Origin of the sequence: Burkholderia plantarii (assembly GCF_001411805.1) — a bacterium.
GTDB lineage: Bacteria > Pseudomonadota > Gammaproteobacteria > Burkholderiales > Burkholderiaceae > Burkholderia > Burkholderia plantarii.
Map to the genome: position 1 here is coordinate 3340430 of NZ_CP007213.1, position 12233 is coordinate 3352662.

Annotated in this window: 9 protein-coding genes; 6 read left to right on the forward strand and 3 right to left on the reverse strand. The window is 66.7% G+C overall.

The genetic code is table 11. The annotated features are described in order from the left end of the window. Positions 1-72 precede the first annotated feature (72 nt). Both bpln_RS30955 and bpln_RS30960 read left to right on the forward strand, forming a co-directional pair. The gene (locus bpln_RS30955) at positions 73-516 is read left to right on the forward strand and encodes a cupin domain-containing protein (protein ID WP_042628896.1); all 444 of its coding nucleotides are present in this window, start codon (positions 73-75) and stop codon (positions 514-516) included. Further along, positions 513-974, forward strand: a complete 462-nt coding sequence (locus bpln_RS30960) for a carboxymuconolactone decarboxylase family protein (protein ID WP_042628897.1) — start codon at positions 513-515, stop codon at positions 972-974. Before bpln_RS30955 ends, bpln_RS30960 begins: the two co-directional genes overlap by 4 nt. A gap of 203 nt (positions 975-1177) precedes the next feature. Here bpln_RS30960 and bpln_RS30965 read toward each other — a convergent pair whose 3' ends face one another. Next, a complete protein-coding gene (locus tag bpln_RS30965; protein ID WP_055140941.1) occupies positions 1178-2332 on the reverse strand; it encodes an HNH endonuclease signature motif containing protein in 1155 nt (384 codons plus the stop codon). Positions 2333-2409: 77 nt separating this feature from the next. Then, positions 2410-5256: a hypothetical protein gene (locus tag bpln_RS30970; protein WP_148654239.1), complete on the reverse strand. Its 2847-nt coding sequence runs from the start codon at positions 5254-5256 to the stop codon at positions 2410-2412. Between the two features lie 792 nt (positions 5257-6048). Between bpln_RS30970 and bpln_RS30975 the strand changes: the two genes are divergently transcribed. The 4 genes from bpln_RS30975 (at position 6049) to bpln_RS30990 (ending at position 11343) form a co-directional block, all read left to right on the forward strand. Continuing rightward, positions 6049-6447: a hypothetical protein gene (locus bpln_RS30975; protein ID WP_055140943.1), complete on the forward strand. Its 399-nt coding sequence runs from the start codon at positions 6049-6051 to the stop codon at positions 6445-6447. 101 nt (positions 6448-6548) lie between these two features. Continuing rightward, a complete protein-coding gene (gene bamA / locus bpln_RS30980; protein ID WP_042628901.1) occupies positions 6549-8864 on the forward strand; it encodes an outer membrane protein assembly factor BamA in 2316 nt (771 codons plus the stop codon). Between the two features lie 119 nt (positions 8865-8983). After that, a complete protein-coding gene (locus bpln_RS30985; RefSeq protein WP_042628902.1) occupies positions 8984-10042 on the forward strand; it encodes a lysozyme inhibitor LprI family protein in 1059 nt (352 codons plus the stop codon). A gap of 59 nt (positions 10043-10101) precedes the next feature. Beyond that, positions 10102-11343 (forward strand): energy transducer TonB, encoded by a 1242-nt coding sequence (locus tag bpln_RS30990; RefSeq protein WP_055140944.1) that lies wholly within the window; start codon positions 10102-10104, stop codon positions 11341-11343. Positions 11344-11662: 319 nt separating this feature from the next. Here bpln_RS30990 and bpln_RS30995 read toward each other — a convergent pair whose 3' ends face one another. Continuing rightward, positions 11663-12211, reverse strand: a complete 549-nt coding sequence (locus bpln_RS30995) for a hypothetical protein (protein WP_148654240.1) — start codon at positions 12209-12211, stop codon at positions 11663-11665. Positions 12212-12233: the final 22 nt, after the last annotated feature.

Consider the following 12233-nt stretch of genomic DNA (forward strand, 5'->3'; position numbering starts at 1 on the left):
CAGCTTTTCGGTGCTTTTTCATGGACCGCGAACGGCGCAGAATGGCCATCCGATCCCGTCGAGGAGAATCCCGTGAAACCCGCGCATCGCTACCTGCCGCTGCTGCTGGCCGCCGCGGCCGTGCTGAGCCGCCCCGCCATGGCGGACCCTGAAGCCGGCCCCGCCGGCGACAGCGTCAAGCCCAATTTCTCGCACGCGATCCCGACCGTGCCGGGCAAGTCGCTGGTGGCCGTGGAAGTCTCGTATCCGCCGAACGGCGCGTCGCGGCCGCATCGTCACGAACATTCGGCGTTCATCTACGCCTATGTCGTGTCGGGCAGCGTGGCGAGCCAGGTGGAGGGGCAGCCCGAGCGCGTCTACCACGCCGGCGAATCGTTCTACGAAATGCCGGGCGCGCATCACGTCGTGAGCCGCAACGCGAGCCGCACCGAACCCGCCAGGCTGCTCGCCGTGTTCATCGTCGACAGCGATCATCGAACCCTGACCATCAACGACCAACCCAAGGTGTCGCAATGAGCGAACGCATCAACTATCAACACGCGGCGCCGGCCGGCTACAAGACGCTCGCGGGCGTATACGGCTACGTCTCGCAGTGCGGGCTCGACGCCACGCTAATCGATCTCGTCTACCTGCGCGTGAGCCTGATCAATGGCTGCGCCTACTGCATCGACATGCATACGAGCGACCTGCGCAAGCGCGGCGTGGCGATCGAGAAGATCGCGCTGGTGCCCGTCTGGCACGAGGCGAAGCGCCTGTTCAGCGAGCGTGAGCAGGCCGCGCTGGCCTGGGCCGAATCGGTCACGCGCGTGGCGCAGACCGGCGTACCCGACAGCGACTATCAGGCCGCCGCCGGCGTGTTCGGCGAAAAGGAACTGGCCGACCTGACGATCGCGATCGGCCTGATGAACACGTTCAACCGGCTCGCCATCAGCTTCCGCAGCACGCCCGCGGCGGCGCTGGCGGCACGGGGCTGAACGTGGCGGTCCCGGGGGCGCGCCGGCGCGCGCTGCAAAAAATGCCGTCTTCTCCTTGGATGGCCCGGAGCACATCGCGATAGCCAACCGGATCGAGATTCGTTTGGTCGATCAGGATTTGCCGCCAAGCTACACGGACCGTTAAATGAGCGAGCACATTGTCCGGGTCAGTACCTGCGTGTGAACCCGCGCGCCGGCGCGACTCAGGTGGGCGCATCCTCGGTTTCCATCCGCATCCACCGGTCGAAACTCCGTGGGAGAGTCGCGGACTCCGCCTCGACGTGCGCCTCGAACACCTGGAACTGCCTGCGATGGGCCGCGCGCAGGATTGCATCGACGGACTGCCCCTCGGCCACGCTTTCGATTCCGGGAATATTCCTGAGGGCTCGCTCGATGGCCCGGTTCGGGAAAAAATCACGCGCGATGCGATACCGGTCGCCCTTGCTCGCGTTGCAGCTCTTGCAGACGGGAATCAGGTTGCCAGCCTCGTTGTTGGTCGCGAGCGTCCTGAACTCGGGCTTGGGTTGCGGCCGGATGTGATCGATTTCGAACGCTTCGTCGTCATCGTGCAGTCCCAGGCAGTAAAGACAGAGATACCCTCTCAGGTGCTGTTCGACGGTCCGCACCTGGGCACCTTGCAGCTCGTTCCAGCTCTCCTGCGGGGTCTGCGGGATCCACTCGATCATGAAATTGCCGACGACGTTCACGAGTTCGCCGATCTGCTCGCGCAATGTCCGGCCGACGCCGCGGGCGGGGCCGGCACGATGCAGGATTTGGCTGTAGAGGTTGTACGGGGGCGCGTAGCGCAGGTTCCAGGTATGTTGACGAACGATGAACGTGTGCAGGTGCCGGTTCTGGGTGAAGACCCGCTCCATCTCCATGGAAATCTCGCGCGCCCTCAGCATCTTCGCGCGCACCGGGTTGCCGAGGTCGATGCGCTCGGCGATTTCCAGAAACCTTCTCGGGCTGTACAGCTTGTTCGACTTCTCCCGGTTGCAGCTCGCGCAGGCCAGCACGTGATTCGACAGGTCCGTCGCTTGGGTTTCGAGGAAGGTCCGGATTGTCGTCGTGCCTTCTTCCAGGTACGGGAGCAGCGTCTTGCTCTGCTTCATCGCCTGGTACTTCATGTAAAGATCGCGCGGGATGATGTGGTCCATCTGCATCGCCGCGCGCCCCTTGGCGACGCCGCAATACGGGCAGTCGAACTGTTCGACCCGCAGTTTCACGTCGCACCGGGGAAGCGCACCCAGCAGCGCGTCCTTGACCGTCGGGGCGAAGCCTTGCAGCAGCCTGTCCGTTTCCCGCCCCGGGAATACCCGCGTGATTTCAAACCGGTTCAGCTGTTCGAGAATATCCATGTTCGATTCTTTTCAACGATATCGTGCGTGACGCGCGGCCTGCCGGCCGCCATCACGTCCATGCCGGCCGCCCGCGCTCAGCCCGGCATCCGCAGCAGCACCTTGGGCTTGAGGATCTGCGGGCCGTCGCTGTACTCGAGACCGATCGCGGTGATGCGCAGCGGGCCGTCCTCGTTCTCCGCCATGTCCATCCCGATCTCGAGGCCGTCGGGCCGCATCACGATCGCGCGGCCGCCATCGTCGGACGACAGCCCGTACCATCCGCCGTTCCGCGTCAGCCGGTATTCGAGCCCGAGGCGGCGGCACGGTTCGAAGCTGACGTTGAGCCGGATGCTGTGGATCGATTCCGCGGGCAGGATCAGGAAGCGCTCGTCCACGACGGTCCGGCCGCAATCGATGAAGCGCTCCGCGTGCGGCCCGTGCTCGCCGTCGAACCTCAGGTCGACTTCGTCCACGCCGCGCGAACGCTCCACCGAGGCCCGCAGGCTCAGCGCGACGCTGCCGTCCTCGCGGTGCAACTGCGTCAGGCCGATGCCGGCCAGGTAGCCGTCGACGACGAGTTCCCGCCCGTCGATGGCCTGCACGGTGACCGGCCGCATGGTCCGCTCGCCGGGCGACGTCACCGCGCGATAGCTGATCACCCGCTCGTCGGCGCCGAGCGGCTCGAATCGCCAGTCGCGGCGAACGCCTTCGTGCTGGGTGACCGCGGAACCGGCCGCGCCGGTGACCGGCCCGTCCGCCCCGTTCGCCACCGCGTCCATGATCTTGCCGTCGGAGCCGTTGGTGACCAGCCGCGGGTCGCGGTCGTCCCACTGCATCGCCCGCGACAGCAGGTTGGGCGGCTGCGCGACCAGCTTGTTGGTGTTGTCGGCCGTCAGGTAGACGTCCCATTTCGCCGAGGCATCCACGCCCTCGACGGCCGACAGCACCGACATGACCTCCCCGACGTCGTTAAGACGCCAGAGCTGGTGGCGCCCGCCGATGTCGCGCTGCATGACGATGCGGCGCTGCTCGGAGCGGCTGAACGCGGTCCTGGCCTCGGCCCCTTCGATCGATATCACGAGCCCGCTGGCAATGTGCCGGAACCTGCCCATCGCGGCGCGCCCGGCCAGCTTGCGGTGGTCCGAGGCGACGATCGGCGTGATCTGCCACAGCGACGGCTCCTTGACGTTCAGGGCGCCGCGCGCGATCAGCACCGGCCCGCCCATCTCGAACTGGAGCAGGTGGTTCGACCCGAACGCGTGGCAGTGGATCTCGCCGTAGTCGGTCACGGTCCAGGTCTGGTTCTTCGCGGCACCGAGCGGCTTGAGCGTGACGGAATGACAGGGTGTCTGGGTGCCGGACACGAGCCTGGTCTCTTCCTCGACGGTCAGCACCAGCGGCGAGTTGCTCTGGCGGCCGGCGAAGCCTCCCGGCAGCTCGATCATGCTGACGATGTGGCCGTCCGGGCTCAGCCGCCAGACGCAGCGCAGGTTCTCGCCGAGTTCCTGGATCCTTGCCTGCTCCACGCGCAGGTCGACGCGGTTCGGGCGGATATCGGTGCGGACCGTGAGGAACATGTTCATGTCGACGTGCCTGATGCCCACCAGGTCCGCCTGCGTGAGACTGCCCACCCTGCGGTTGTAGTACCCGTAGAACAGGAAGTAGGCGTGGTGTTCATCGATCAGGTGCATCGCGCTGCGCTCGCGCGCATAGCTCGTCAGCGTGTCCCACGCGAGTTCGCGCAGCGGCACCGGCAGCACGTTGATGCTGGGGATCAGCTTCTCGCGCTGCACGGCCGCCCAGCGCCGGTAATCGTAGAGCGACTCGGCCCACCGGCCGGCCTGCTCGGCCACCGCGCCCTCGCCGCCCACCGCCTGCACCGTGAACTGCTGCTGTTCGTCGGTGGCGTTGTTGCGGGCCTGCGTCTGCTTGCCGTGCGCGGCCGACGCCTCGGCCTCCACGTCCACCGCATAGGTGCTGACGCTCGCCTTGACCTTCGCGGCGAAGCGCGTCGTGACGTTGGTGTCGCTTTCCTTGCCGGTGAACGTCTTGGTTTCCGTCGCGAACAGGCGCCCGCCGACCAGCGTCTGGGTGGAAACGAAGTGGCCGAAGCTGCCGAGCACGCCCAGCAGCGCTGCGAAGCGCTGATCGAGGCGCCGGTGGTTCAGCGCCGCCTCACAGGCCTCCAGGAAGTCGTCGCTGGCGCAGGGCTTGAAATCGTCGAACGACAATTCGATCTTCGGCAGGAAATAGTTCGCCGTGGTGTGGATCTGCTTGCCGATACTTCCCGAGTTTTCCTGCTCGGACTGGAAATAGGAACCGCTCACGCCTACGCCGCCCTTCGCGCCAAAGCCGCCCACCGCCACGCCGATCGAGGCCTTGATATCGGTCACACCGTTTTGCTGAAGCTGGTGAAGCGATTCCGAGGTGCTGAAATAGTTTTCGAAATAGCCGGTGAAATTCGGCTTTCGATAGAGCAGCTTCGCCGCCTGACAATGGCCGCCGCCGGATTCCTCCTCGGCGCTGTCCTGCCGCTTCAATACCTCGCGAAAACCGCTTTCGACCGGATTCGACAGGCTGTGGTCGATGACGATGCCCTTGTAGAAGCCCACGCGATCCAGCAGATCCTCGCGCTCGGCGAGATTCAGGTCGAAGAAATCGCGCGAATCCTGCAGTTGCGCGTCGCTCTTCATCAGCCTGACGAGTTCCTTGTCGGCGAACTTGTGACCGGCGTTGCTGAGCTTCTCGAAGGTCTCGACCAGCGGCTTGCTGATTTCCGGCGCGGCCACGCGCACCGCGCTCAGCAACTGCGAGCGGCGGTCCGCCGCCTCCTTGCTCTGCTGCTTCATCTCGCGCTCGCGCTGCTCGAGCTTCGAGGTGAAATCCTGGTCGGTCAGCTTTTCGAGCCGCTCGCTTTCGTCTTCCTTGTTCTCCGTCCGCAAACGTTTCGCGTCATCATCGGAACCCGAGCCGGAACTGGAATCACCCGGCGCGGGCTCGACATTCAGTCCGAGTTTCGCGTATTGCGCCAATGCGTCCTGCTGATCTTCCGCTACGGTCGTGGTGGATTTCCTGACGTCCTGAGGCATGCCTTCCCTGGCTCCATGTTGATGAAATTGCGCTGTCGCCGCCGCTTCGACGGCCTCGCCGGAATCCCCGCCGGCGGTTCACCGATTCATGTCGATCCGGTGCGCGCCATACTACTCCCGTCAAATTACGGCCATGCGAATTTTTCATGCCATTTGAATCGCGTATTTGAATCATTTCCATTGCCTGGCTGAAATAACGCGATGCTTTTCATCGCATATATCGCTGGTGAAACGTCGCTGCGCAAGGCGGGCGCGTCATGGCCGCCGGCCTGCCCGTCCTGATCCCCTCACGCCGCTCGGCATGCCGTAACACGGCGCAAAAATTCGCGAAACACCGCGCTGACGTTCCTTTCGTCTTCCGAACGAATCGCCTTCGCATGCGCCTCGCATCGCCGGCATCACGCCACCGCCGCGCCGCGATTTCACGCGGCGCATCCGCTTGGCGGGGCGCGCGCCGCGCCTGAAAAACGCCGGTCCGGCCCGCGCGAGCCGCGTTTGCGCGCCGCCCGCATCACGCGTTACATCCGCATACTCGCCGCGCATGCCCCGTCAGCGCGCGGAAAGAAACATGCAGTAATCGGCAGGTAACCCGTCACGCCGGTCACGCCGCGATACTCGTTCCCGTTTTCCAACCGGAGCGCGAAGATGGCGCCGCCCCAGGCTTTTTCGATCGACGCGTTGCATGGCTTCGAGCTGACCGAGGACGGCCAGTACCTGATGCTCAACAGCAACCAGCCGGACCGCGTCGCGCTGCACTGCTCGGTCATGCACGAGCTGCTCGCCGCGCTGTCGAACGCGATCGGCTCGTCGGAACGCATCCGCCACAAGCAGCGCAGCGTCAAGTTCGTGATGCCGTGCGAGGCCTGGACGGTGGGCCGCGACGCCGGCGGCGCGCCCGACCTGATCCTGTCGTTCCGCCTGCCCGGCGGCGCGGAGCTGTCGTTCCAGGTGGCCCGCGCGCTGGCGGGCCAGATGGCCGACGTGCTCGCGCTCGCCACCGGCACCGCCTCGGCGCTGCCGCGCGCGGCGGGCTCGCTGCAATAGCAGGCCACCGACACGCCATGACACGCCGGCACGCGCCGCCAGCCGCGCGCGCGCCCTTCCACCCTCGCCTTACCGGCCTCGCGGCCCTTTCGTCATTGCGCATGAACGCCTCGTCCCTGTTGTCCCGCCGCGTGCGGATCCTGACGTTCGCCGGCCTCGGCGCCACGTCCGTCCCCGCGTTCGCACTCGATCCGTTCACGGTCACCGATATCCGGATCGAAGGGCTGCACCGGATCGAGCCGGGCTCGGTGTTCGCCTACCTGCCCGTCAAGCAGGGCGATACGTTCACCGATGATCTGGCCTCCGAATCAATCCGCAAGCTCTACGCCACCGGCTTCTTCAACGACGTGAAGGTGGCCACCGAGGGCAGCGTGGTGATCGTCCAGGTGCAGGAGCGCCCGGCCATCGCGTCGATCGATTTCGCCGGCATCAAGGAGTTCGACAAGGACAACCTGATCAAGGCGATGACGGCGGTCGGCCTCGCGAACGGCCGCTACTACGACAAGTCGCTGGTGGACAAGGCCGAGCAGGAACTGAAGCGCCAGTACCTGACGCGCGGCTACTACGCGGCCGAGGTCACCACCACCATCACGCCGGTGGACGCGAACCGCGTGGCGATCCTGTTCTCGGTGGCCGAAGGCCCGAGCGCGAAGATCCGCCAGATCAACTTCATCGGCAACCGCACGTTCAAGTCGAGCACGCTGCTCGACGAGATGCAGCTGTCCACGCCGAACTGGTTCTCGTGGTACACGAAGAACGATCTCTACTCGAAGGAAAAGCTCTCGGGCGACCTCGAGAACGTGCGCTCGTACTACCTGAACCGCGGCTACCTGGAGTTCTCGATCGACTCCACCCAGGTGTCGATCTCGCCCGACCGCAAGGACATGTACCTGACGCTCACGGTCCATGAAGGCGAGCCGTACACGCTCTCGAGCGTGAAGCTCTCGGGCAACCTGCTCGATCGCGACGCCGAGCTGCGCAAGCTCGTGAAGGTGAAGGCCGGCGAGCGCTTCTCGGCCGAGAAGCTGCAGCAAAGCACCAAGGCGATCGTCGACCGGCTCGGCACCTACGGCTACGCGTTCGCCACCGTCAACGCGCAGCCCGAGATCGACCAGGCCACGCACAAGGTCGGCCTCACGCTGGTGGTCGATCCGGGCCACCGCGTCTACGTTCGCCACATCAACGTGGTCGGCAATTCGCGCACGCGCGACGAGGTGGTGCGCCGCGAGATGCGCCAGATGGAGAGCGCCTGGTTCGATTCGGGGCGCCTGGCGCTGTCGAAGGACCGCATCAACCGCCTCGGCTACTTCACCGACGTGGACGTGACGACGGTGCCGGTGGAAGGCACCACCGACCAGGTGGACGTGAACGTGAAGGTGACCGAGAAGCCGACCGGCTCGATCACGCTCGGCCTCGGCTACGGCTCGGGCGAAGGCCCGATCATCTCGGCGGGCGTCTCGCAGGACAACGTGTTCGGCTCGGGCACGAGCCTCTCGTTGACGGTCAACACGGCCACCACCTACCGCACGCTGGCGGTCGAGCAGGTCGACCCGTACTTCACCGTGGACGGCATCCGCCGCATCACCGACGTCTACTACCGCACGAGCCAGCCGCTCTATTATTCGAGCAACACCGACACGAGCTTCCGCGTGATCACCTACGGCGCGTCGATGAAGTTCGGCATCCCGTTCTCGGAGACCGACACGGTGTTCTTCGGCGCCGGCCTGGAACAGGACCGGCTCGACGTCGATTCGACCACGCCGCAAAGCTATATCGATTACGTGAATTCGTTCGGCCGCGTCTCGAACAACGTGCCGGTGACGGTGGGCTGGTCGCGCGACAACCGCGACAGCTCGCTGATCCCGAGCAAGGGCTATTTCCTGCAGGCCAACGCCGAATACGGCACGCCGATCGCCACCACCACCTACGCGAAGGGCGACCTGCAGGCGCAGTACTACTACTCGTTCGCGCGCGGCTTCATCCTCGGCCTGAACTTCCAGGGCGGCTACGGCAAGGGGCTCGGCGGCAAGCCCTATCCGATCTTCAAGAACTACTACGCGGGCGGCATCGGCTCGGTGCGCGGCTACGAATCGAGCTCGCTCGGCCCGCGCGACGCCACCACCGGCGACCCGATCGGCGGCTCGAAGATGGTGGTGGGCAACATCGAGCTGACGGTGCCGCTGCCCGGCACCGGCTACGACCGCACGCTGCGCGTGTTCACGTTCGTGGACGGCGGCAACGTGTGGGGCTCGGAAGGCAACAGCATCGGCGCGAACGGCCTGCGCTACAGCTACGGCGCCGGCCTCGAATGGATCTCGCCGATCGGCCCGCTCAAGATCGATCTCGGCTTCCCGGTCGTCAAGCACACCGGCGACCAGTACCAGAAATTCCAGTTCCAGATCGGCACGTCGTTCTGAACGAACGCGCTGCCCGCGCTGTCTACCGTGTTCCGCGGCGGCCGGTTTCGCGTAGGATATCCGCCGGTCCGCCCGCGGACCGGCGGCACCGGCCTGCGCCGCCCATCCCACGGAGACGTATGAATTCCTCGACCGACCGGGCCGCGGCGCTCGGCACGCTGCTGATCGCCGCCCTCACCGCCCTGCCGCTCGGCGCGCTGCCCGCCACCGCCCGGGCCGCGAGCTTCGACTGCGCGAACGCCGCGACGCCGACCGAAAAGCGCATCTGCGCCGACCCGCGGCTCTCGAAGCAGGACGACGCGCTGCGCGCGCTCTACGCGCGCGTCGGCGACTCGCCCGACTGGCGCGCCGACCAGCGCGCCTGGCTGGCCTCGCGCGACGCCTGCGGCGACGCGGTCTGCCTGCGCAACCTCTATGCCGACCGCCTCGTGGTGCTGCGCCACGCGAGCACGCCGTTCCGCTGGGACACGCGCTGGCAGCGCGTGGACGCGAGCGGCCATGCCGGCGCCCGGCTCGACATCTCGCACGCGAACGCGCGGAGCTTCTCGTTCAGCTTCGACGCCGTCACGGGCGCGAACTCGGGCGCGCTGTCCGAGATCGCCACGTTCTCGTCGCCGGACCTCGCGCGCTACGTCGGCAACGCGAAGATGGACACGCGCGGCTGCACGCTGACGTTCCGGCGCGTGCTGAACCGCCTGCACGTGGACCAGCAGGGCGACGCGTTCGCCTGCGGCGCCGGCGTGGGCGTCTACTACAGCGGCGATTACGTGGCCGCCGCGAAGGATCCGAACGCCACGCCCACGCTGCTCTCGCTCGGCGTGGCGCGCAGTGCCGCCGAGGACGAGGCGCTGCACCGGCTGCTCGGCAAGGATTACGCGACGATGGTGGGCACCGCCGGCGCCGTCGATACCGAGGCCGACAACCTCGACGGCAACGGCGCGCGCGTCACCTCGATGTTCGTGCAGGGCATCGCCTGCGATACCAAGTCGGTGCTGATGAGCGACGACCGCGGCCGGCTGTGGGCCGCCGTCTGGGAAGCGGGCACGCCGCCCGCGCCCGCCGCGATGCGCTACTACACCAACGTCGCGGCCGACAGGCACCGGCTGCCGAAGACGATCGCCGCGGCCAACGCCCAGACCTGCCCCGGCGAAACCGTCCGCGTGACGATGATGCCGTAGTCCTGCGTGCCGCCCCGGTGGCGTGCTAGATTGCCCGCATCGCATCCACCGAGGCCGCCATGCCGACTCTCCCCGGCTCCGTCGTTCGTATCGCCCGTCATGCCGCCGGCGCCGCCGCGCTCGCGCTGCTCGCCGCCTGCGCGCAGGGCGGCCGCCCGGCCACCGGCACCGCCGCGCCGGCCGCCGCGAGCGCGCCCAAGGCACCGGCCACGCCGCTGTCCGGCGCCGCGCCGCTCACGCTCGAACACGCCAACGCCGACGCGTTCGTCGCGCAATACGGCATCGATCCCGATTCGCCGAAGGCCGCGATCCTCGCGCACTGGCGCCAGAAGATGCTCGACGACCCCGACATCCGCCGCCTGTTCGGCAACGCCGGGCCGAACCAACTGGGCCGCTCGATCGCGATGCAGCGCACCGAGCTGTTCAGCGAGGGCTCGCTGCGCGTCTCGCAGGCCGACCGCTCGACCTTCATCGCGCTCGGCACGCGCGTGCTCGACGCCGCGCCCGCCGACTGCGGCGGCCTGAAGAACATGAACGCGGTGGTGCTGCGCTACCTCTCGCTCGCGAATCTCTCCGAGCACGAGATCGACGACTACTTCCGCATCACCTATGAATCGCTGAAGCGCACCGCGCTGAAGACGCCGATCGCCACCATCAACGCCGAGCAGCGCAACCAGGGCAAACAGGCGCTGTCGGCGGCGATCGGCGTGCAGCTGCGGCGCGACCCCGACGCGATGCGCACGCTCGCGATCGCCGCCGCCGATCCGGAGAACACGCCCCCCGCTGCCTGGTGCCACAACATGCGCACCATGCAGCACGCCGTGATGGCGATGCCGCAGCCGCAGCGCGACTGGCTGCTCATCTCGATCCAGACCGACGCGATCGCGCGGCTGCACGCGGATGACGCGGCGCCGGGCGCTTCGCCTTCGCCTTCGCCTTCGCCTTCGCCCTCGCCCTCGCCCTCGCCGTCGTCGTCGCCCGTGCCCGCGCCGGGCACGCCGGGTACGGCCACCGCGTCGCCCGAGCCGGACGCCGCCACGCCCGCCTACCTCGAGCGCGTGCGGCGCCGGATCGTGCCGCTCATCGCGTGGCACGGCGCGGCGGGTCACTACGTGACGGAGCTGGAGATCCGCAGCGCGCCCGACGGCACGCTGCAGTCGGCCGCCATCGTGACATCGAGCGGCAACGCCGATTGGGACGACGCCGTGCTGCGCGCCGTGCGCGCGGCCTCGCCGCTGCCGCCCGATGCCGGCGGCGGCACGCCGGCCGCGTTCCGGCTGACGGTGCATGCCGGGCAATGACGCGGCGCCGGCGCCGCCGCGACGCGCGCCGGGAGATATTTCGAAGACCGGCTCCACTAATCCGGACGCAAGCGTTTGCGCAATCGATTGCAGAAAGCCGGCACCCGCCGGCAACTACGATTAACCGTAGGGCGTGGTTATTTGTTAGCGGTCCGGCAGTGGATTTTACAATCGGCCATACTTTTTTTATTCCATTCGTGCGATTATTCCGCCGCGGCGTAGTGGATACGTCGCACGGAAATACCGCCGGCCCGTATTCCGGCGGCATTATCCAGTGCCTTGACGGTCCGCGCCGTGAGCGGCGCGGATCTTTTTCCTCTCAGCGACGTTCGCGACGCGCCTCGGGCAGCGCGCGCGGCGGCCTGCGTCCCGAATATTGCACGCTCTCGACGCCGATCCGGTAGGCGCGCCGCGCGTACTCCCGATGCTGCGCCAGCTCGGCCACCAGGCTGCTGCTGTAGACGTCGAGCAGCTTCGCGTGGCCATGGGCGGCCTGCCCGGCGTCGCGCTCGGCGCGTCCGATCATCATGCCGATGCCGCAGTAGCCGTCGATGGTGCCGGCCATCCGCTCGTTCGGACAGTGCCGGTCGAAATCGGCTTTCAATTTTTTCAAGCGAAAATCCCTGATCACGTCGCCGATCAGCCATTTAATGAATTTCACCTTGGCCTCGATGTTGTAATTTTGTTCCGATGTCATGCGCGGGCGGCGCCAGCAAGTGACAGCAGATTCCCGTGAAATGCAGAAAACGTGGTTCGCAACGCGCGCCGGCGATTCTAAATCATAATCTTCGGCATCAGACTCGATCGAATTCGATCCGAAACCCGATCGAACAGATTTAATTCCTGGCTGGAGATAATCGAACGGCATTGCGGATTTTACGCAATGTCGA

Coding starts and splice junctions, on each gene's coding strand:
- bpln_RS30960 (WP_042628897.1), top strand. CDS start 513: ATGAGCGAACGCATCAACTATCAACACGCGGCGCCGGCCGGCTACAAG.
- bpln_RS30965 (WP_055140941.1), bottom strand. CDS start 2,332: ATGGATATTCTCGAACAGCTGAACCGGTTTGAAATCACGCGGGTATTC.
- bpln_RS30975 (WP_055140943.1), top strand. CDS start 6,049: ATGGCGCCGCCCCAGGCTTTTTCGATCGACGCGTTGCATGGCTTCGAG.
- bamA (WP_042628901.1), top strand. CDS start 6,549: ATGAACGCCTCGTCCCTGTTGTCCCGCCGCGTGCGGATCCTGACGTTC.
- bpln_RS30985 (WP_042628902.1), top strand. CDS start 8,984: ATGAATTCCTCGACCGACCGGGCCGCGGCGCTCGGCACGCTGCTGATC.
- bpln_RS30990 (WP_055140944.1), top strand. CDS start 10,102: ATGCCGACTCTCCCCGGCTCCGTCGTTCGTATCGCCCGTCATGCCGCC.
- bpln_RS30995 (WP_148654240.1), bottom strand. CDS start 12,211: ATGCCGTTCGATTATCTCCAGCCAGGAATTAAATCTGTTCGATCGGGT.